Origin of the sequence: Micromonospora sp. A200 (assembly GCF_029893845.1) — a bacterium.
Classification (GTDB): domain Bacteria; phylum Actinomycetota; class Actinomycetes; order Mycobacteriales; family Micromonosporaceae; genus Micromonospora; species Micromonospora purpureochromogenes.
In genome coordinates this window covers 211,636-232,645 of the sequence record NZ_JARXXY010000006.1, presented here as the reverse complement: position 1 = coordinate 232,645, position 21,010 = coordinate 211,636, and the positions used below count along the sequence as shown (strand labels likewise).

Annotated in this window: 13 protein-coding genes, 1 rRNA gene and 1 pseudogene; 9 read left to right on the top strand and 6 right to left on the bottom strand. The window is 73.5% G+C overall.

The window, feature by feature from the left end:
• Positions 1-133 precede the first annotated feature (133 nt).
• Both rrf and M2302_RS08865 read left to right on the top strand, forming a co-directional pair.
• Positions 134-250 (top strand): 5S ribosomal RNA (gene rrf / locus M2302_RS08870).
• A gap of 269 nt (positions 251-519) precedes the next feature.
• Positions 520-1,155, top strand: a pseudogene (locus M2302_RS08865) (NADPH-dependent F420 reductase); the annotation flags it as partial.
• A gap of 64 nt (positions 1,156-1,219) precedes the next feature.
• Here M2302_RS08865 and M2302_RS08860 read toward each other — a convergent pair.
• Both M2302_RS08860 and M2302_RS08855 read right to left on the bottom strand, forming a co-directional pair.
• Entirely contained in the window at positions 1,220-3,028 is a 1,809-nt protein-coding gene (locus M2302_RS08860; RefSeq protein ID WP_280837422.1) for a VanW family protein, read from the bottom strand.
• Positions 3,029-3,306: 278 nt separating this feature from the next.
• Positions 3,307-3,534: a hypothetical protein gene (locus tag M2302_RS08855; protein ID WP_280837421.1), complete on the bottom strand. Its 228-nt coding sequence runs from the start codon at positions 3,532-3,534 to the stop codon at positions 3,307-3,309.
• 192 nt (positions 3,535-3,726) lie between these two features.
• On the opposite strand from M2302_RS08855, the gene nudC reads away from it, so the two are divergent.
• The gene (gene nudC / locus M2302_RS08850) at positions 3,727-4,650 is read left to right on the top strand and encodes an NAD(+) diphosphatase (RefSeq protein WP_280837420.1); all 924 of its coding nucleotides are present in this window, start codon (positions 3,727-3,729) and stop codon (positions 4,648-4,650) included.
• Positions 4,651-4,656: 6 nt separating this feature from the next.
• Here the strand turns inward: nudC and M2302_RS08845 are convergent, their stop codons facing one another.
• Both M2302_RS08845 and M2302_RS08840 read right to left on the bottom strand, forming a co-directional pair.
• Complete coding sequence (locus M2302_RS08845; protein ID WP_280837419.1) at positions 4,657-7,191, bottom strand: fibronectin type III domain-containing protein; 2,535 nt, start codon at positions 7,189-7,191, stop codon at positions 4,657-4,659.
• Positions 7,188-8,450 carry a polysaccharide biosynthesis protein gene (locus M2302_RS08840; RefSeq protein ID WP_280837418.1) on the bottom strand — a complete coding sequence of 421 codons (1,263 nt, stop codon included), beginning with the start codon at positions 8,448-8,450 and terminating at the stop codon, positions 7,188-7,190. Before M2302_RS08840 ends, M2302_RS08845 begins: the two co-directional genes overlap by 4 nt.
• 120 nt (positions 8,451-8,570) lie before the next feature.
• Here M2302_RS08840 and M2302_RS08835 point away from each other — a divergent pair, with 120 nt between their 5' ends.
• Together M2302_RS08835 and M2302_RS08830 are read left to right on the top strand one after the other, a co-directional pair.
• Positions 8,571-10,118, top strand: a complete 1,548-nt coding sequence (locus M2302_RS08835; RefSeq protein ID WP_280837417.1) for a hypothetical protein — start codon at positions 8,571-8,573, stop codon at positions 10,116-10,118.
• A 107-nt stretch (positions 10,119-10,225) separates the two neighbouring features.
• Positions 10,226-10,426 (top strand): hypothetical protein, encoded by a 201-nt coding sequence (locus M2302_RS08830; RefSeq protein ID WP_280837416.1) that lies wholly within the window; start codon positions 10,226-10,228, stop codon positions 10,424-10,426.
• Between the two features lies 1 nt (position 10,427).
• Here M2302_RS08830 and M2302_RS08825 read toward each other — a convergent pair whose 3' ends face one another.
• On the bottom strand, positions 10,428-11,630 hold the full coding sequence (locus tag M2302_RS08825) for a glycosyltransferase family 4 protein (RefSeq protein WP_280837415.1): 1,203 nt from the start codon (positions 11,628-11,630) through the stop codon (positions 10,428-10,430).
• Positions 11,631-11,807: 177 nt separating this feature from the next.
• Between M2302_RS08825 and M2302_RS08820 the strand changes: the two genes are divergently transcribed.
• Complete coding sequence (locus tag M2302_RS08820) at positions 11,808-15,974, top strand: alpha-(1->3)-arabinofuranosyltransferase (RefSeq protein WP_280837414.1); 4,167 nt, start codon at positions 11,808-11,810, stop codon at positions 15,972-15,974.
• On the opposite strand, the gene M2302_RS08815 is transcribed toward M2302_RS08820, so the two are convergent.
• Positions 15,899-17,098, bottom strand: a complete 1,200-nt coding sequence (locus M2302_RS08815) for an acyltransferase (protein ID WP_280837413.1) — start codon at positions 17,096-17,098, stop codon at positions 15,899-15,901. The two genes, M2302_RS08820 and M2302_RS08815, sit on opposite strands and share 76 nt — an antisense overlap.
• Positions 17,099-17,209: 111 nt before the next feature.
• Between M2302_RS08815 and M2302_RS08810 the strand changes: the two genes are divergently transcribed.
• From M2302_RS08810 to M2302_RS08800, 3 genes are all read left to right on the top strand, one after another.
• On the top strand, positions 17,210-18,412 hold the full coding sequence (locus M2302_RS08810) for a DUF3068 domain-containing protein (RefSeq protein WP_280837412.1): 1,203 nt from the start codon (positions 17,210-17,212) through the stop codon (positions 18,410-18,412).
• A gap of 394 nt (positions 18,413-18,806) precedes the next feature.
• Positions 18,807-19,412 carry a DUF6230 family protein gene (locus M2302_RS08805; protein ID WP_210777431.1) on the top strand — a complete coding sequence of 202 codons (606 nt, stop codon included), beginning with the start codon at positions 18,807-18,809 and terminating at the stop codon, positions 19,410-19,412.
• An 83-nt stretch (positions 19,413-19,495) separates the two neighbouring features.
• On the top strand, positions 19,496-20,977 hold the full coding sequence (locus tag M2302_RS08800) for a DUF6114 domain-containing protein (RefSeq protein ID WP_280837411.1): 1,482 nt from the start codon (positions 19,496-19,498) through the stop codon (positions 20,975-20,977).
• Positions 20,978-21,010 lie beyond the last annotated feature (33 nt).

Sequence of the window (21,010 nt, the reverse complement as noted above, 5' to 3'; positions counted from 1 at the left end):
GGGTTCAGTTGACCGGTACTAATAGGCCGAGGACTTGACTACAAAGCTGCTACGCGTCCACTGTGCAACTCCCGACAAACGAACAACACCCAGCAAAAGCTGCTGGTCGAGTTGTTTGACATGTCGATAGAGTTACGGCGGTCATGGCGGAGGGGAAACGCCCGGTAACATTCCGAACCCGGAAGCTAAGCCCTCCAGCGCCGATGGTACTGCACTCGGGAGGGTGTGGGAGAGTAGGACACCGCCGGACAACCATTCGATCAGGGCCACCCCTTTCAAGGGGTGGCCCTGATTGGCATATCCACCCCCCGGAAATCAACCTGCCCCTCGTTCTGCGAATCGCCCGGGTGGCCCACGTCTTCTCGGTACCGTCGGTGCGGGACCGCGCCGCCGCGTGGTCCCCCGCCGTAATGGCGGGAAACGTGACGTGGAGTACGCCTCGTCCGCAATCGGTGCGGACCGGTCGGGGTACCTGTTTCACCGTACGACCGGAACTGACCGTCGGGACCGGCGGAGGCAGGAGTGGTCATGAAGATCGGAATCATCGGCTCGGGGCACATCGGTGGGACTCTCACCCGGCGGCTGCGCGCCCTCGACCACGACGTGACAGTCGCCAACTCGCGGGGGCCGCAGACCCTCACCGACCTGGCGCAGGAGACCGGCGCCACCGCGGGCACGGTGGAGCAGGCCGTGCAGGATGCCGAACTGGTGATCGTGGCGATCCCGCTGCTGGCCGTCCCCGAACTTCCCCCGGAGCTGTTCGACGGCAAGGTGGTCGTCGACGCCGACAACTACTACCCGCAGCGCGACGGCGACATCCCCGAGCTGCTGGACCGCAGCCTCAGCTCCAGCCGGTGGACCGCCGAGCACCTCAAGGGCGCCCGGGTGGTGAAGGCCTTCAACAACATCCAGGCCCAGCACCTGATGGACAACGGCCGCCCGGCCGGCGCCGGCGACCGGATCGGCCTGCCGGTGGCCGCCGACGACGCCGACGCGAAGCAGCTCGTGGTGCAGCTGGTCGACTCGCTCGGCTTCGACCCGGTCGACGCCGGCACCCTCGACGAGAGCTGGCGGCAGCAGCCCGACACCCCCGTCTACGGCACGGACCGCGACGCCGACGGCGTACGGCAGGGACTGGCCGAGGCGCGGCCCTGAGCGGCCGTACGACAGAACGAAGCCCCGCCGGCGATCAGCCGGCGGGGCTTCGTCGTGACCGGGGTCAGGACGGCTCGGGGCCGCAGATGAAGCGGGGCTCGGCGTCGTAGGTCCAGCTGAACTTCTCCCGCTTGACGACCTTGCCGTCCTTCTTGATGACCCGGAAGGCATCCTGGGAGAACCCGTCACTGCCCACCGCGGCGATGCAGGTGGGACCGGGCTCCAGGTGGACCGTCTTCGGCTTGGTGATGTTGCGGCGTGGGCCGTACTCGGTCTTGACGCTGTCGTAGATCTTCGTGCTCCAGATCGACACGGTGATCGTGCTCGAGGTGTACGAGGTGTCGATCAGGACGCCGTGCGGGGTGTTGTTGCGGAACTTGAAGTCCAGGTCCGGCCAGAAGATGGTCGACTCGATCACCGCCGGGTAGCGGCTGAAGTAGAACGAGTGCGGCTTGTGCTCGACGTCCTCCAGGCCCGCGTAGTAGGTGGCGTTGAACAGCGTCGTGGTGAACTGTGAGACGCCGCCACCCACGCCGGGCACCAGCTTGCCGTTGACGATCACCGGGGCGTCCTTGTAGCCCTGGTCGTACCCGCGCTCGCCGGTGTGGCCGTTGAGGGAGAACGTCTCACCCGGCTTCACCACCGTGCCGTCGACGTCCTTGGCGGCCTGGACGATGTTCTGGCTGCGCGGCGAGGAGAGCCCGCCGGGGAATCGGGTGGTGAAGGTGGAGACCCGCTCCTTGATGCCCAGCGCGCCGAGCTTCGCCTCGGTCAGCTCCGGCTCGGCCGGCTTGAGCTGCCCGCTGACCGTCCGCCCGTCCGCCTTGGGCAGGACAGCGAGCAGGTCGCGCCCGAGGGCGGCCGAGTCGAGCTGCTGGCCGGCGCGGCCGGGCACCATCTTCGGCTTGCCGCCGGAGATCGTCATCGTGGCGTCCTTCGGCGGCGACTCGATCGACGCCAGCTTGTCGCCGAGGGCGGCCCGCAGCCGCTTCACGTCCACCCGGGGGGTCAGCTTGCCGGCCTCGTCTGCGGAGAAGCGCAGGCCGCGCGCGATCGCCGCCGGCGGGATGGTCACCGTGCCCTTGTCGGTGGTGAGCGTGACCGGCTTGGCGACCGCCGGCCGGGCCAACTCCTCGACCAGCCGGTCCACCTCCTCGGCGGTGGTCGCCGGGGCCTGCTCCAACAGCGGCACGGTCACCTGCCCGCCGGCGAGCCAGCCCTTCGTGACGACCTGGGCGGAGTGTTCCCGGTCCACCGACAGGGCCGGCTTCGGGTACACCGGCTTCGGGGTGGTGCCGGTGAAGATGATCGCCGGCATGGTCATCTCGCGACCCTGCTTGCCCATGACCCCGCGCAGCGCCGCGTCCAGCCGGTCGGCGTCGACCGTGACCACCGGGTCGACCGTGCGGGAGCCGAGCAGCCGGCTCACCGGGGGCGCGTCGGCCTCGGCGGCCGCCGCCACCGTGGCCTCGACGTCGATGGCCAGGCCCACGTCGGCCGGCCTGATCTCCGCCTTCTGCTCCCCCACCAGCACCGTCAGCGGGGCGTTCAGGGTGGCTGCCCGGCGCTCCAACTCGGCGCGCAGCTCCCGGGCCGCCTCGTCCCGACTCCGGCCGCCGAGCTCGGCGCCGAGCACCGTCGTGCCCCGGGGCACGTCCCCGGCGTACGCGTAGGCACCGGCACCGCCGACACCGGCCAGCACCACGGCGGCCAGGCCGCCGGCGAGCAGCAGCCGGCCCCGGCGCGACCGGGACCAGCCCGAGCCGGGCTTGCCGCTCGGCTCCGGCTCGTCGCCCGGCCAGGTCACCGCGGTGACCTGCACCGTGGGCCGGTCGTCGGAGACACGTTTGTCGCCGTACAGGGTCACAGCCACCTCTATCGGGACGTACCACGTGGGGGGCTGCGGGCCCCCGGAGAAACACCTACGGTAGCCAACTCTCGGCCTGAGGACATCGTGCGGGGCGGTCGACATCGTCACCGCGTGTCGACCCCGGTGGCCCCGCTCGCCTGAAGCTGCCGCCGCAGTGGCACGGGTGCCCCCGCGAACGCCGCAGTGGCAGGGGTGTCCCCGCGAACGCTGGCGAGAGAGGGCCGACCCGGCCGGGTCGGCCCTCTCCGGGATCTCCTGGTCTCCAGGTAGTGAACTTTGCCCTACGGACCGGCCGATTGCGGAGATCTGCCCGATCCCGTTACCGGCAGCGCCACACGACAGCCTGGATCGTGTCCGTCGCGTCGTCCGACTGCACGCCGCCACTTCACGTACAGCGTGGTGATGGTCTGCTGGACCAAGTCATCGGCGCGGTGCTCGTCGCCGGCCAGGAGGTACGCCAGCCGCCGCAGCGCGGGAATCCGCGCCGTGACGTAGTCGACGTACTCCAATTCCGAACCATCCCGCATCGCCCGTCCCTCCGTTGGGTCATCACCCCTCAGACGGGCGCGGACGATCAGCCGGTTGTCCGGTCCCGCAAATTGATCGCGTAGGCCGGTGCTGCCAGCCCTCGCGCCGAGTCGGACCAGCGGCAACCGGCAGCCGGCCCCGCTCACCCGAGGCTCCCGCCGCCGTGGCACGGTGTGCGGGTGGCGGATCGGGTGCTGGCGTACGGCGGCGGGTGGCTGGACCGGGCGGGAGCGCTGCGCGGCAACCGGGAGTGGATCTCCGCCCGGCTGACCGATCCCGGGGCCGTGCTGCTGCCGCTCTGGCGGGACCACTGCCTCGTCACCGCCGACCAGACGCCGGTCCGGCTGCACCCGGCCGACACCCCCGAGGTGCTCGCCGCCGCTGAGGAGACCGTCTTCCTGGGGCTGGACGGCGAGGCTCCGGTCTTTGCCGTGGACCTTTCCGGGCGTACCGCGCTCGAGGCGGCCCGGCTGGCCGGCGCGGCCGCCACCGCGGACGTGCGCGCCCTGGTCGCCTGGCTGGACCCGGCCCAGGCAGCGGTGCAGGCGTACGCGCGCGGGCTGCTGCACTGGCACCGGCAGCAGCGGTACTGCGGCAGCTGCGGCTCGGCCACGGTGGCACGCGACGGCGGGCACGTGCGGGCCTGCTCGGGGCCGCGCTGCGGGCGGCTGCTCTTCCCCCGGATCGAACCGGCGATCATCGTGCTGGTCGAGGCGCCCGGGTCGCCCGACCGCTGTCTCCTGGCCCGGCACGCCGGCGCTCCGGAGGGGGCGTACTCGACGCTGGCCGGGTTCGTGGAGGTGGGCGAGAGCCTGGAGGACGCGGTCCGCCGGGAGATGGCCGAGGAGGCCGGGGTGATCCTCTCCGCGGTGTCGTACCGGGGCTCGCAGGCCTGGCCGTTCCCGGCCGGGCTGATGGTCGGGTTCCGCGCCACCGCCGCCTCCGAGGAGGTCCGGGTGGACGGCGTGGAGCTGCTGGAGGCGCGCTGGTTCACCCGGGACGAGCTGCGCCGCCGGGTGGCCGAGGGGCGGCCGCTGGGCCGGCCCGACTCGATCGACCACCACCTGCTCGGCGGCTGGCTCGCCGCCGGCGACTGAGCCGGATCATCGGACCTCCACCGACACTGGCTCGCTGGTCGTCCCGTCGGTCGTCCCGTCGGTCGCGGCCACCCGGAACTCGTAGCGGTGGCCCCGGGTCAGCAGCACTGCGGTGTGCCGGGTGCCGTGCACCGGGTACGGGTCGGTCCGCCAGGTCTCGCCGGCGGTGGCATCGCGCAGCTGCACCCGGTAGGCCAGGCCCGGGCCCGCCGACACCCAACTCAGCCGGGCCTCGCCGTTCCCGCCGGCCGTTCCGGTGAGCCCGGTCGGCGTGGGGAGCTGCGGAGTGGCCCGGACGGGTTCGCTGAGCGGGCCGGGGCCGGCCTGATTGGCGGCGGCCACCGTGAACTCGTACTCGTGGCCGTTGCGCAGGCCTGCAACTGTGGTGCGGGTGCCCTGGGTGGGGATCGCCTCCTCCGTGAAGTCGCGCTCCCCGGCGGTCAGGTCCCGCCGGTAGACCCGGTGCCAGCCGCCCGACACGGACGAGCGCCAGGACAGCTTGACGCTGCCCGGCCCAGCCTCGGCGCGCAGGCCGCGCGGGGCGGCGTCCGGCGGAGCGAAGCGGGCAACGATGCGGACGGGGTCGGCCTGGGGGCTCTCGCCACCGCTGTTCACCGCGCTGACGGTGAACTCGTACTCGCGGCCATGTTCCAGGTGACGGGCGACGTGGCTGGCCCCGGACTCCAGCGCCGGCGGCGCGTACGCCCGCCCCCGGCTGACGTCGCGTCGGTGGACCCGGTAGGAGACCCCGCGGCCGAGTGTCCGCCAGGTCAGCCGGACGGTCCCGTCCCACAGAGCGGTGGCAGTGAGGCCGGCCGGGGCGGCCGGGGGTGTGACGACCGCGGTCGCGCGGACCGGCAGGGAGGGCGGACTGTCGCCGCCGCCGCCGACCGCGACCACGGTGAACTCGTACGTCCTGGCGTGCTGGAGGAACTCGACCGTGGCGTGGGTGCCGGTGAACGTGCCGATCGACGTGCGTTCCCCGGTGGTGAGGTCACGCTGCTGGACGCGGAAGAGCTGGACGAAGGGCACCGGGTTCCAGCTGAGGGTGACGTCCCCGGAGCGTCCCGGCTGGGCGCGCAGGCCGGTCGGCGGGGGCGGGGGCGGCACGGTGGCGGTCATCCGGGCGGCCGGTGAGGGCGCGCTCTCGCCACGCCGGCCGACGGTGGTGACCCGGAACTCGTAGTCGTGCCGGTCCACCAGGAAGTCGGCCGAGAAGCGGGGCTCGGCGGTCGGCTCGCCGATCCGGGCGAAGTGGGTCTGGCCGGCGGTGACATCCCGGCGGTGCACCTGGTAGCGCAGTTCGCTGTCCGTGCGTACGGCGGGCCAGTCCAGCTCGGCGGTGCCGGCGCCGCCCGGTCGGGCGGTGAGGGTCGCGGGCGCGAGGGGCACGTCCGCGCGGTCGGGGCGGGGGCGCGGCCAGTCGACCTCGACGAATCGCGGCCGGTAGACACCGGCGTCGGCGTAGGTGACCGCGTCGTCCACGTCGTTGACGTTGTAGGAGACCAGCAGCTTGCCGGGGCGGGCCAGGGCGGGGTGCAGGTCGGCGTCGTAGACGAGGTGGCCGGCGGCGGTCTCCGGGGCGCGGTGCAGGTAGTCGGGGCCCTCGAACGGGCCGGTCGGCGCGGCGGCGGAGTAGGCCACCAGGTCGGCGCTGAACACCAGGTTGTTCTCGTGGGTCACCAGCACGTACCGCCCGTCGATCCGCTGCACGCCGTAGGCCGTGCCGACGCCGCTGAGCACCCGGGCGGAGGCGCGGCCGTCGGTGGACCAACCGTCGCCGGTCCAGAACTCCCACGGGCCGCCGAGGTCGTCCCCGCGTACGCGGGCCAGGTGGGCGAACTTGGACTGGCCGGCCGCCTCGGTGCCGTACACGTAGGTGTGGCCGCCGTCGCGCAGCAGGGCGGACCCCCAGGAGATCCGGGCGTCCAGCGGCAGCGGCCGGACCCCGGTGGGAGTGAGCGCGGGCAGGGCGAAGGTGGCCAGCGAGGTGCCGAGCAGGGTGTGGTCGAGCGGGCCGGCGCCGGTCCGGCGGTAGCGGTTGACCAGCACCTGGAGGGTGTCGCCGACGACCTGCGCGTCACCGATCCAGTGGAACTCCCCGGCCGACGGCGAGGGGACCAGGGCGCGTGGCTCGTCGGGGGTGCCGCCGTGCAGGGTCTCCCCCAACCGGTCGTTGTGCTGCACGATCGCGGAGTTGTTGACGAAGGGCGCGGTGCGCGGGCGGGAGCCGTCCGGGTTGACCGGTCCGAGGAAGGTGTCGGAGAAGAGCCAGAGCAGCCGGCCGTCGGGCAGCCGTACCGAGGCCGTCCGGTCCGCGCCGGTCCAACGGCCGGAGGTGTCGCCGTAGCTGTCGAAGAGGGCGGTCAACCGTTCGGCGGAAAGGCCGCCGCCGGCAACCGGGCGCGGCACGCCGGTGGGCGCCGCCGCCAGCAGGCAGATCACATAGAGGAAGAGCAGCCAGCGGGCTGGCCGGCGGGCACCGGCCGTCCCCCGGCCCGTGTCGGCCACCGCCACCAGAAACCCCCGTCTACTGGTCAACCACCTCGCAGGGTGTCATGACCCACGGACGGCACGGAAGGGGCCGGACGGGTCGAAGTGGATGCGCTGTCCGGTTCGCGCCGCATCGTCAACGCCCCGGTGACCACGGCGGTGAGCGCCGCCGTGGCCAGGGCGGCGACCGCGATCCCGGCGACGGAGTGCGGCACGACGGTGACGACCGCGCCGACGAACGCGACGGTGGCGGCCCAGAGCGGCGCGGAGGGCCACCGCGTGGACGCCGCCACCCGAGCGTTGATCAGGACGAAGACCAGCGCGTACAGGGCGCCGGTGGCGGCGAAGAGGGGCGCGTACCGGCCGTAGGCGGTGTACTCGGCGCCGCCGGCCAGGCCGAAGGCGAGACCGCCGGCGACCATGGCGGCGAGCACCAGCACCGCGCCCGCCGCGCCGACCAGCGCCAGCGCGGCGAGCAGCGTACGGCGGTCGCCCTTGGCCAGCCGGGGCAGGGCGATCACGGTCACCACCTGCGGCGCCCACAGCGCCCCCTTGGTGAGCACGGTGCCGACGGCGTAGACGCCGGAGGCGTCGGGCGGGAGGAACCGGCGGGCCAGCAGCAGGTCCGCGTACGAGACGACCAGCATGGCGAGGGTGGCGCCGCTGGCGGTGAGCACCGTACGGGAGTCCAGGGTCGGGGAGACCGGGTCGATGCCGGCCCCCCGGTTGAGGCGGACCAGCAGGGCCAGCACCAGCAGCGAGGTGACCGCACCGGCCAACAGGGCGCCGGTCAGCCCGCCGCCGAGGGCCAGTCCGGCGATCATGCCGCCGTACCGGCCGGCAGCGAGCAGCGCCATCCCGACGGCCAGGCGCAGGAAGCGCTGGTCGCCCTGGAGTTCCCCGAGCCACCGGCCGGCCGCCACCACGGCCACGGTGAGCACGCCCAGAAGCAGCACCGCCGGGCCGGTCAGCCGGAGCGCGACGGCGGAGACCGGGAGGACCACGGCCAGCAGTGCGGCGGTGACAAACACGGTGACCAGGGTGGGGCGCGCGGTGGCGGCCCGCCCGTGCCGGGCGCGGTGCACGGCCACGGCGATCTGCAGGCCGGTGCTGGCGACGCCGCCGATCGCGCCGAGCGCCAGCAGGGTGGCCAGCGCGCTCAGCCCGGCCGGGTCGAGGTGGCGGGCGCCGAGGACGGGCACCACGTACGCCAGGCCGTTGACGAAGACGCCGGCCAGGGTGACCGCGACCCCGGCCCTGCCGAGCCCCGCCGCGCGGCCCTGTCCGTCGTCCGACCCTGTCACCATGTCCGCCCTGTGTCGCCGGCTCCGCCGGGCCTAGCCCGGGCGCGCGTACAGTGTCGCCACGCCGGCGCGCCCTTTTGCCGGGTCAGCCTAGTGAGGAGGTCAACCCTGCGGGAGAGGTCGATGCTCGTCGCGACCGGGTTGGCCGTCACCGTGGCGGTGCTGGCCCCGCTGGCGGCACCCGGTCTGGTGCTGAGCTACGACATGGTGTTCGTGCCGCACCAGCCGTGGCGGGCCGAGCTGGTCGCCCCGGGCGAGTCGCTGCCCCGGGCGGTGCCGCTGGACGCGCTGGTCTCGCTGGCCAGCCAGGTGGCGCCGGGCTGGCTGCTGCAACGGGTGGCGCTCGCCGCGATCCTGCTGACGGCCGCGATCGGGGCCGGCCGGCTGGTGCCCGCGCGGCACCCGGCCACCCGGCCGGTGGCCGCGGTCGGCTACGCCTGGACGCCGTACCTGGCCGAGCGGCTGCTGATCGGGCACTGGGGGCTGCTGTTGGCGTACGGTGTGCTGCCCTGGCTGGTCGCCGCCGCGATCGCCGTACGCGAACAGCGGCCGAAGGCGCTGCGCCGGCTGGTGCTGGTGGCCCTGCCGGCGGTGGTGACCCCGACGGGCGGGGTGGTCGCGCTGGCCACCGTCGCCGTGCTGGTCGCCCGGCGTGGGGCGGCCCGGCTGACCGCCCTGGCCGTGGGCGCGGTGCTGCTGCTGAACCTGCCCTGGCTAATGGCGACCGCGTGGACGCGAGCGGACGCGCGGTCCGACCCGGACGGGGTGGCGGCCTTCTCGGCCCAGGCGGAGAACTGGAGCGGGGTGCTGGGCGCGCTGGCCGGCACCGGAGGGATCTGGAACGCGCAGACCACCCCGGCGAGCCGGTCCTCCCCGCTGGCGCCGGTCGCCACGGTGCTGCTGCTGGCGTTGGCGGTGCTCGGCTTCCGGACTCTGCGGCGGCGCTGGCCGGCGGGGGTGGCGACCCGGCTGGCGGTGCTGGCCGCCGGCGGATTCCTCGCCGCGCTGCTCGGCGTGCTGCCCGGGCTCGCCACGCTGCTGGGCTGGGCGGTCGCCACGGTGCCGGGGGCGGGACTGCTCCGGGACGGGCAGAAGTTCCTCGTGCCGTACGCGCTGCTGCTGGTCCTGGCCGGCGCGCTCGGCGCGGAACGGCTGGCCGCCTGGGCGACCGCCCGGGGTGCGGTGGCCGGTGGCCGGGCGCTGCTCGGCGGGGCGCTGCTGCTGCCGGTGGTGGTCATGCCGGACCTGGCGTTCGGCGCGGCGGGCCGGTTGCGGCCGGTGCAGTACCCGGCGGACTGGGACGCCATCGCCCGGCGGTTGGACGGGCAGCCGGGGGAGGTCCTGTCGCTGCCGTTCGGCGCCTACCGGGCCTACCCCTGGAACGGGGGGCGGACGGTGCTCGACCCCCTGCCCCGCTACGTGGACGCCGAGGTGCTGGTCGACGACACGCTCTGGGTGGGCACGACCGAGGTGAGCGGGGAGAACCGGCGTGCCGCGGAGGTGGGGCGGGTGCTCGGGGCGGGCGGCCCGGTCGCCGCGACCGGGGTGCGCTGGGTGGTGGTGCAGCGCACCGCCGGGGGCCGACCGGTTGACGTGGCAGCCCTGACCGGGCTCCGTGAGGTGTACGCGGGACCGGAGCTGGTCCTCTACGAGAATCCCTCCGCCCCGTGACCCGGCCGCCGTGCCGGCCCTCATTGATCGGCCTCGTGGCCCTCCCGGTGCTGGCTACTTGGTGGTAACGTCCCGCGCACGCAGCTCAGGAGGAGGAAGAAAGCGCCATGCGCAGTGCTCTCTCGTTGGTTCTGGTCGCGGTCGCCGCGATCGCTCTGGGTGCCTTCGGCACCGTGGCGCTGGCCACCACGCTGACCGGCACGACGGCGTCCGATGCGGCGGAGGCCGAGCAGGCCGCCCGTACCGAGTCGGGCGGCAGCGGCAACAGTGGTGCCAACCTGCCGCTGATCTACGGCACGAACAGCTGATCTACGGCACCAAGTAGGACCGCTCCATCTGCTCCACCGGCGCTCCCGCCGGCACGTTCGCGGCCCTCGTCACGAGGGCCGCGAACTTTTCCCCCGAAACCGGCCAGGTGAACCGGGCCGCGTGGGCGCGGGCCGCCTCCCCCATCGTGCTGCGGTAGGCGTCGTCGGTCAGCAGCAGCCGTACCTTCGCCACGAAGTCGTCGACGTCGTCGGCGAGCAGGCCGGTCTCGCCGTCGACCACCGCCTCCTCGACCCCGCCCGCGCCCCGGAACGCCACCGTCGGGGTGCCGACCGCGCCGGCCTCGACGATGGTCAGCCCCCAGCCCTCCTTGAGCGACGGGGTCAGCGCCACCCAGGCGGCGGCGAGCAGTTCCCGCTTCTCGGTGTCGGTGACGAAGCCGGTGAACCGGACCCGGTCGGTGACACCGAGGTCGGCGGCGAGCTGGCGCAGCTGCGCCTCCCACCAGCCCTGACCAGCCACGGTCAGGTGCAGTCCGGGCAGTTCGTCGCCGAGTTGCGCGAGGGCGTGCAGCGCGACCTCGACCTGCTTGTGCGGGACCAGCCGGCCGAGCACCACCAGGGAGGGCTGCGGTGAGCGGGCCACCGGCCCGACCGTCATGTCGGGCGTGCCGTTGTGCACGATGGCGACCCGGGCCGGGTCGATGCCGAGGCCGGCCAGCTCGTCGCGGGTGGCGGCCGAGACGGTGACGTACTGACAGCGGCGGTAGACGCGCGGGGCCAGCCAGGACTCGACCCACCAGCCGAAGCTGGCGAGCCAGCGGCCGAGCACCACCGGCCACTGCTCCCGGTGCACGTGGTGCACCAGCGCGATCACCGGGCGGCGGGCGTAGAGGGCGGAGAGGAAGGGCAGGCCGTTGCCGACGTCGACGATCAGGTCGGGCCGGCCGCCGTGCCGGCGGCTCAGCGGGCCGACGCCGAGGGCGCCGGCCAGGTAGACCAGGGCGGCGCGCAGGTAGACCGTGTGCCGGCCGCCGCGGCGCAGCACGCGTATGCCGTCGGCGGTGGTCTCCTCGGCGGGGCCCGCCGTGTGGGTGGCGCAGAGCAGGGTCGCGCGGTGACCGCGCCGGACGAGTTCCCCGGCGATCCGTTCGACATAGACCTCGGATCCGCCGCCCTCCGGGTTCCGGGTGTCTCTCCAGTTGAGGAACAGTACGTGCCGGGTGGCGGCAGCCGGTGCTTCCAACGCTCACTCCTACTGCCGAGTAATGTTCACAGTCGCGTCACACTATGGGCTGCGTCACGAAAGCCGCAATGCCCGATCGGAGACGAGATGCTGCAGTCGCCGGGCCGCCCGGGGCCGGCCGACAGGCCGGACGCCACACCGAGGACGGTGTGGCGTCTCCGCTTGGTCGCGGTCTGTGTGGCTTTGTCCGCCCTCGCGTTCCTCCAGGACCCGGGGCTGGTGGTCATCGACACCAAGGTCGATCTCGCCATCGATCCGGCCGGATGGCTGACCCGGTCCCTGCACGTCTGGGATCCGGACGGGACCTTCGGCCAGCTCCAGAATCAGGCGTACGGCTACCTCTGGCCGATGGGCCCGTTCTTCCTGGCCGGCAAGCTGCTGGCCCTGCCCGCCTGGGTGGTACAGCGGCTCTGGTGGGCCCTGGTGATGACGGTGGCCTGTACCGGCGTGGTCCGGCTCGCCGAGCGACTGCATATCGGCACCCCATGGGCCCGGCTGCTCGCCGGCGTGGCCTTCGCACTCTCCCCCCGGCTGCTCACCGAGCTGGGCCCCATCTCGGTCGAGGCGTGGCCCAGCGCCATCGCGCCCTGGGTGCTCGTCCCGCTGGTCGGGCTGGCGCAGGGGGCGCCGCTGCGCCGGGCGGTCACCCGGTCGGCGCTGCTGGTGGCCTGCGCGGGCGGGGTCAACGCGACCGCGGTGCTGGCGGTGGTGCCGCTGGCCGCGCTCTGGCTCGTCGGCCTGCATCCGTTCCGGCTGCGGGTGAAGGCCCTGGTCGCCTGGGGGCTGGCCGTGGCGGCGGCGACCGCCTGGTGGCTGGTGCCGCTGCTGCTGCTCGGCCGGTACAGCCCACCCTTCCTGGACTACATCGAGACCGCGCCGGTGACCACCGCGCCGACCGACACCACCACCGTGCTGCGCGGCGCGTCGCACTGGCACGCGTACCTCAACGGGGCGTACGGGCCGCCTTGGACGGCCGGCTGGCGGCTGGCCACCGAGCAACCGCTGGTGGTCGCCACGCTGGTGGTGGCCGGTCTCGGCATCGCCGGGCTGGCCCGGCGCGGCATGCCGTACCGGCGTTTCCTGGTCACCGGGCTGCTGGTCGGGCTGGCGCTGGTCGGGCTCGGCCACGTCGGGCCGCTCGACGGCTTCGGCGCGCAGACCCAACGCACCTTCCTCGACGCGGTGGGCGCGCCGCTGCGCAACGTGCACAAGTTCGACGCGGTGCTCCGGCTGCCGCTCATCCTCGGCCTGGCCCACCTGGTCGGGCTGGTGCTGCGGGCCGCCCGTACCGGGGACCGCCCCGAGCTGGCCGCCCTGGTGCCCCGCCTCCTGCAGCCGGTCCGGCTGCGCGCCGCCCTGGTCACCGGGACGGCCCTGGTGGCGGTCGGCGCGGTGGCGGCCCCGGCGCTCGGCGGCGGGCTGGCCGCACCGGGCAGCTTCCGCGACGTCCCCGGGTACTGGCAGGCGGCGACGACCTGGCTGGACCGCAACGTCGGCGACGACCGGGTGCTGGTGGTGCCCGCCGCCAGGTTCCCCCGTTACCTCTGGGGCAGCCCGAGCGACGAGATCACCCAACCGCTGCTGGAACGGCCCTGGGCGGTACGCAGCTCGGTGCCGCTCACCCCGCCCGGCACCATCCGGCTGCTCGACGCGGTGGAGTCGGCGTTGGCCGGCGGGCAGGGCTCTGCCGGCCTGGCCGACCTGCTCGCCCGCTCCGGCGTGCGGTACCTGCTGCTCCGCTCCGACCTCGACTACGGCCGCAGCGGCGCCACCCAGCCGGTGGTGGTGCGCCAGGCGCTGCTCCGCTCGCCCGGCATCGCCCCCGTCCGCGCGTTCGGGCCCGAGGTCGGCGGTGGCTGGCTCCCCGGCAACTTCGTCGACCGTGGTCTGGACACCAGGGTCCGGGCGCTGGAGGTGTTCGAGGTACGCCGCCCGGTCGACCCGGTCGTCGCGTACGACGCGGACGACGTGGCCACCGTGGTCGGCGGGCCGGAGTCACTGCTGCCGCTGGCCGCGTCCGGCCGGCTCTCCGACGCGCCGACGGTGCTCGCCGGCGACCGTCCGGCCCAGCTCGGCGACACGCCGGTCACGCTCACCGACGGGCTGCGCCGCCGCGAGGTCGCCTTCGGGCAGCAGCACGACAACGCCTCGGCCACCCTGACCCCGGGCGAGCGGCCCCGCCTGGACGCCCCGGCCCGGGACTACCTGCCGGACTGGGGCGATGAGGCGTCGACCGTGGTGCGGTACCTCGGCATCCGCGGGGTCTCCGCGTCCAGCGCCTGGTCGCAGGCGCAGCCGCTGGGCGGCGCCCGCCCCGAGCACCAGCCGTACGCGGCCGTCGACGGTGACCTGAGCACGTCCTGGCGGTCCGCACCGGGCACGGTGGCGACCGGGCAGTGGTTCGAGGTGGAGCTGCTCCAGCCCCAGGTCGTCCGCAACCTCCGGATCACCTTCGACACCGGGGCCGACTCGTTGCCCACCAAGGTCACCGTGACCGCCGGACGGCAGCAGACCACGGCGGAGACCTCCGGCCGGGTCCTGGACGTCGCCCTGCCCGATGGCTACCCGACACGGGTCGTCCGGGTCACCGTGGAGCAGGTCTTCGACGTGCGGGCCGGCTTCGGCGGGGTGGGCATCTCCGAGCTCGTCATCCCCGGCGTGCAGGCCGCCCGTACCCTCGTCGTGCCGTCCCCGCCGGTCACCGACGCGCCGGCCTCGATGGTGCTCACCGCCGCGCCGTCCGTGCCGGCATGCGTCTTCGACCGGGGACGGCCGATCTGCGACGGCGGGCTGGTGCGGGCCTCCGAGGACTCCGACAAGATCGACCGCACCGTGGACCTGCCGATCGCCGCCAGCTACCAGGTCGCCCTCCGGGCCCGGCCGAGGTCGGGGGCGGCGGTCAACGCGCTGCTCGACGCCGGTGGCGCGGCGGCAGTGACCACCGGGGTCACCCCGACGATCGCCGCCTCAACCGTCGGCGTGCCCGATCCGGCCGCCCGGCCCGGCGCGGTGGTCGACGGTGACGGGTCGACCACCTGGTACGCCGCCGACTCCGACCAGCAGCCGTGGCTGCGGGTGACCTGGCCGAAGCCGCGCACGATCACCGGCCTGCGGATGGCGCTGCCGTCCACCGCGGCGGCGGCCCGCCCCTGGCGGGTCACCGTGATCGGCGACGAGGGGATGCGCGGCGGAGTGCTGGACGCGGGTGGCACGGTCCTCTTCGACCAACCCCTGCACAGCGACGAGATCACCGTGCTGATTTCGGACATCGTCCCCGCCCGCTCGTACGACCCGTACCGGCGGCTCACCCGGAACCTGCCGGTCGGGGTGGGGGAGCTGACCGTGCTGCCGGCCACCCCGGTGACCCGGGCCGACCCCCTCAAGCGGGTCGTCCTGCCCTGCGGCAGCGGCCCCACCGTCTCGGTGGCCGGCGAGGAGCGCCGGACGGCGCTGGTGGCCAACCGTCGCGACCTGCTGGAGTTGCGCGAGGTGAACGCGGTTCTCTGCGGTCCGGGCGCTCGGGAGCCGCTGAAGCTGGCCCTCGGCGGGACCCGGCTTCTGGCGGCGGGGACTCGCCTCGCCGTGCCGACACAGCTCACCCTCACCCCGCTGGGGGCGACGCCGGGTGCCACCGGTGGTGCGGCGGCCGGCACCGGGGAGCCGGTGGCCACCCGGACGGCGGTACGCATCAACGGCTGGTCCGCCACCCGCCGGGACCTGCACCTCACCGGCTACGCCGGCGAGCGGGTGCTGGCCCTGCGGGAGAACGCGAACGCCGGCTGGGTCGCCACCGCCGGCGGGAAGACGCTGACCCCGTTCGTGGTGGACGGCTGGCAGCAGGGTTGGCTGGTGCCCGCCGGATACCGCGGGAAGGTGGAGCTCCGCTTCGCCCCGGACGACGAGTACGTGCTGGCGCTCGGCGCCGGGGCGGTGCTGCTCGCCGGGCTCGCGCTGCTGGCGGTGCTGCCGTCGAGGCGTACTCCGGCACCGCTGCCGGCGGTGGCCCGCCGCCGGCGCGGCCGGTTCCTCGCCGCACTCGTCGGCGGCGGCGCGTTGCTGCTGGTAGGCGGTCCGGCGGCGGTCGGCGTGGCGCTGCTGGTGTTCCTCGGCGTGCTCGCCGGGCGGATGCTGGAGCCGCACCTGCATCCGCCGGACCGGCGCGGGATGCACCGGCTGCGCCGGAGCACCGTGCGCTGGCTGCCGGTGGCCTGCTTCGCGGTCGCCGGGTGGTACATGGCGACCGGAGGCGGGCACACCGCGTGGCAGCCTCAGTTGGCCGCGGTCGCCACCGCCACGCTGCTCTGGCTCTCGCTGGTGCTGCGCCGCTTCCGGCGCGGCCTCTGAGCGCCCCACCGCTGGAAGGGCTTCTCCACCGCGTAGTAGCTGATTGAGGCGAGGACCAGCCCACCGGCGACGGTGAGTCCGAAGGTGCCGAGCGGGTCGCCGGTGAACTCCGGCCGGTCGTCGACGAGGTAGATGCCCTCCAGCACGAACGGGTGCCAGAGGAAGAGCCCGTACGACACCCGGCCGAGCCACCGGCCGACGACGCTGTCGAAGACGCCCTTGGTGCGGGTCTGCGGGCCGAACGCGACCGGGACGATCAGCATGACCGCGACGACCAGGTAGAGCACCAGCTTGGTGGCGAACTCGCCGGCGGTGGGCTCGGCCAGGTCGCGCGGGCCGGTGACCGGGGTGGTGGCGACGGCCAGGGCGGCCAGGGCGATCGCCCAGCAGGCCAGCGGGGCGCGGCCGAGGTCGTCCAGCCACCGCCAGCGGGTACCGGCGCCGGTGCGCAGCGCGACGTGCGCGCTGGCCAGGGCCATGCCGGCGCCGAACCAGCCCGCGTACGACGGCAGCCACATGGTGTGCAGGCCGAGGCTGAGCAGGCCCAGGTGCATCAGCGCGACCCACGCCCCGGTCACCACCAGCGCGGCCACCGCGATCCTGGACACCCGGTCCGGGCGGGGGCGCCGGCCCAGCAACAGCGCGGCGAGCACCGGCAGGAGCAGGTAGAAGGTGACCTCGGTGGCGAGACTCCAGGTCTGGCTGATGCCGTGCTTCAACTGCCCGTGCTGGTAGATCTGCGTCAGTGTGGCGTGCCGCAGCCAGTCGCCGGTCGTCGCGTCGCGGTTGTGCGGAAGCACCAGCAGGCAGACCACCACCGCCACCCAGTACGCGGGCAGGATCCGGGTGGCGCGCCGCCAGAGGTACCTACCGGCAGCGGGGGGACGCTGGTACGTTGCCTGCGCGTGTGCGTACGGCCGGAAGAGCAGGAACCCCGAGAGGACGAAGAACACGGCGACACCCACGTCGAGCCGGGACAACCAGGCACCGATGGCGGCGTCGCCGGTGTTGCGTCCGGTGGCGAAACCGACGTGGTGCCCCACGACGGCGAGCGCACCGATCACCCGTATCGCGTCGAGCGCGGGCAGCCGTCGCAGAACCTGATCGGGGATCGGAGCAGACATCAGCCGTCCAGAGGGTCGCGTGGATATGTAACCCGGGAGTAACATCCGGCCCAGTTTTGCAGACCGAACGCTCGCCGGACACCGGCTGACCGTCTTTGTTGGGGAGGATCAGTGAAGGCTCGCCTGGGTGCCGTGCTGTTCGGCATTGGCGTCTTGTTTCTCGCGGTTGCCGCGGGAACGGCTTACTACGTGGCTCCTTCGGTGACGAAGCTGCCGTACGACTTGACGTTCTGCGACGCCAAGAACGAGCCGGACGGCTGCCTCAAGGCCAGCGTCGCGGTCGCGGAGAACGCCACGTTCATGCAGGTCGTCGGTGGCAAGCCGACGATCCAGACCGGCACCCTGAAGGCAACCACCGAGGTGGTTCCGCAGGCGTCGACGACGGAGAAGGAGATGACCGGCGACCTGGCCGGCGAGGCGGTCGTCTGGCAGGCGTACGGCCGGGTGGTCCGCACCGACGACAATTCGGACGTCAGCCTGTACTCGGCCGAGTTGGCGCTCGACCGCGAGACGGCGGCGGCGCGGAAGTGGGACAAGCAGTTCCTCGACACCGACGGCAAGGCCAGCGACAACGACTCGGTGACCTTCGAGGGGCAGACCTACAAGTTCCCCTTCAAGGCGGACAAGAAGGACTACCTGTACTTCGACCGGGACCTGCGCAAGGGGCTGCCGATCAAGTTCGACGGCACCGAGAAGGTCAACGGCACCGACGCGTACCGGTACGTGCAGACGATCCCGGAGACCGAGCTGAACACGGCGGCCGGCTCGCTCTCCGCGCTGGCCAACGCGCTGGCGCCGGGCGCCACCACCGGCAAGGTCACCTACGCCAACACCCGGACCATCTGGGTCGAGCCGACCAGCGGCAACTTCGTGAAGGTGCGCGAGCAGCAGAAGAAGACCTTCGTGCCGGACCAGGGCAGCACGGTCACCCTGCTGGACGCGGACTTCACCTACGACGACGCGACCATCGCCAACAGCACCAAGTCGGCCGGGGAGACGCGGGACAAGCTCCAGCTCATCAGCCGTACGCTCCCGATCGCCCTGGCGGTCCTCGGCGCGCTGCTGCTGCTGGTGGGCCTCTGGCTGGTCATCGCCGGCCGCCGGGCGTCCGCCGCCGCGCGTCACCGGGCGGACGACGCCCCGGCGCCGGTCGATGCGCCGACGCGGCAGGACGAGTCGGTGCAGAATCGGCAGCCCGCCGAGGGCGGACCGCTGACCGACGAGATCCCGCCCGCGTCGACGAACTGGCGCGCGGACGACGAGCCGACGGTGCCGGCCCAGCGGCCGGCGTCGGACGAGCGGGAGAAGCACTGACGCGGTAGCACCTTCGAAGAGGGCGGGTCGATTCGTCGACCCGCCCTCTTCGCGTTCGTGTCGTCACGCTCAGCACTTGTTACTTAATCGTAACCTGTCGATGGTTTGACTGCGCTGAGTCACCGGCGTGGCGCCGAATGCCCCTTTTGGATGGTTGATCCGATCGTGAGTCCTGGGTCTCGTTCCACCGTGGGTGACAAGAGTCGATCACCGCGTGGTCCACAAGTTACGGGACCGTAGGTGAGGTCTTGTGACCCACGCCTCAGCGGGTGCACCATCATTCGCACGTTCGTTACTCGCCGGTAACAGGTGATACGGCCCGGCCCGGGACGGCCCCCGTCCACCGACCGGCACACCACCCCGAAGAGCACCGCCCCTCATCCAGGAGGAACCCGTGCAGGATCGGATCGAGAACCCGGGACGTACCCGGTGGCGGCGTTTCGCCGCGATGATGGTGCCCGCGACCGCAGCCGTCGGCGCCATCCTGTTCGGCATGCAGTCCGGCGCGATCGCGTCCGACATCACCGTCTCCGGCCAGACCTTCAAGATCGGTGCTGAGCGCCTGGAGGGTGACGGCTTCAAGCAGTACGGCGGCATCGTCAAGGAGAAGAACGGCAAGGTCCACCCCGTCGCCCTCTCCGAGATCAGCAGCGCCGAGCTGTACAAGCTCTGCCAGTCGGTCCGGGCCGACCTGCCCGGCCTGCCGGTGGTCCTCACCATCAACGCCGGTGACGACAAGCCGGCGACCGCCAAGGACATGCTGATCGCGATGGACAGCCTGGACGGCAACGCGACGTTCACCAACATCAGGATCGGCCGCGACGCCAGAGACCTGAACGCGTCGGCGCAGGCCGGCTCGTTCGGCCAGGATGCCCAGCACGTCACCATCACCGGCCTGGAGCAGGTGTCCCGCTACACCACGGCGGCCACCTTCAACCTGACCGGCCTCCGGCTGAAGGTCAACGTCGGGGACGCCGCCAAGGGCAAGGAATGCTTCTGAGCTGAAGCGTGGCCCGCGGCGGGCACGCGCCGCGGGCCACCTCCCTGTCCCTCGTTCCCCCGCTCCGCCAGGAGGAGGAGTACGTGACAACCGCCGATCCGCAACACGTCCGCGCCGGTGGCCTCGGCCGGGCCTGGCGGGGGTTCCGCCGCTGGCGGCGGACCCGGCCGTTCTGGGGCGGCCTGCTCACCGCGTTGGCCGGGGTGGAGATGTTCGCCTCCACCCGGATGACGCTCAACGGCCTGAGCTTCCAGTCCGGAGCCACCGGGCTCTACTCGCTGCTGATCCCCGTCATCCTGCTCACCTGCGGGCTGCTGCTCTGGTTCAGCCCGGGGCAGCGGCTCTTCTACTCGATCGTCGCCGCGGTCACCACGATCTACTCGCTGATGGGTCTCAACCTCGGCGGCTTCTTCCTCGGCCTGTTGCTCGGCATGGTCGGCAGCGCCCTCGGCTTCGCCTGGACGCCGCTCAGGTCGACCGACGCCCCCGCCACCGCGGTGGACGCCCCGGGTGCCGAGGACACCGCCGGTTCCGACGACCCCACGCTGGCGGACGAGTTGCTCCCGACCCTGCCCCACCAGCGCGGCGACGCGCCGGCGTACGAGCAGGAGCGTCCCGCCCCGGCTCCCGCCGGCTACGACGCCCCGCCCGCCGGGCCCCGCGACCCGCGCTACTTCGCCGTGGCGCTGGTGGTGCTCGGCCTCTCCGCCGCCGGGCTGGTCGCCACCCGCCCGTCGCCGGTGCAGGCCGCCCCGGCGGTCCCCGCTCCGGCCGCGACCACCACCTGCCCGTCCGTGCCGGCCGCCACCCCCTCCGCCACCCCCGGCCGGAGCGCGCCGACCGCCACGCCGTCGGCCAGCGCGAGCCCGTCGCCGACCCCCACCCGCGGCGGCGGGGTGCTCGGCGACATCCTGCGCGGGATCGGCGACCTCTTCACCGGGGGCGGGCGCGAGGAGCCGAGCGCCAGCCCCTCGGCCAGTCCGACACCGAGCGCGAAGGCGGTCGCGCCGACCGCCAGGCCGACCGCCACCGGTCGGACGTCGAGCCGCACCGGCTGCGCGCCGAGCCGGCCGAGTCGGCCGAGCCGGCCCGGCCAGGTCGAGCCCGGCAAGCTGCTGCCGCGGATCGCCCCCGAGCCGGGGCAGCCGAAGGTGGCCCAGCAGCCGTCCAAGTTGACCGGTTCGTCGGTCACCATGAGCTCGCTGCGGTTCGAGGGGATCGTCGACCTGCCGACCGCGAACGGCACGCTCAAGGCGCTGAAGTTCAGCATGAGCAAGGCGGTCACCGACGACTTCAAGCTGGTGGCGGACGGCCCGGCGGGGCGCAACCAGCAATACGTCACCGACCGGCTCACCGTGCAGGGCGACGTGGCGTTCTACGCCACCCGGTTCGTCGGCCGGCTGCTCGGCATCAAGATCACGCTGACGCCGGACCTGCCGTTCCCGGACGGCATCCCGGTCACCCTGCCGATCTCGGTCACCTTCACCGACCCGGTGATCGACCTGGCGTTCGTCGACTCGAACACGCTGACCGCCCGGCCGGCGCTGAAGCTCAGTCTCCCCTGACCTGCGTCCCACCACCCCTGGTGGCCGGGGGCG

Coding starts and splice junctions, on each gene's coding strand:
- M2302_RS08815 (WP_280837413.1), bottom strand. CDS start 17,098: ATGTCTGCTCCGATCCCCGATCAGGTTCTGCGACGGCTGCCCGCGCTC.
- M2302_RS08835 (WP_280837417.1), top strand. CDS start 8,571: ATGCTCGTCGCGACCGGGTTGGCCGTCACCGTGGCGGTGCTGGCCCCG.
- M2302_RS08840 (WP_280837418.1), bottom strand. CDS start 8,450: ATGGTGACAGGGTCGGACGACGGACAGGGCCGCGCGGCGGGGCTCGGC.
- M2302_RS08830 (WP_280837416.1), top strand. CDS start 10,226: ATGCGCAGTGCTCTCTCGTTGGTTCTGGTCGCGGTCGCCGCGATCGCT.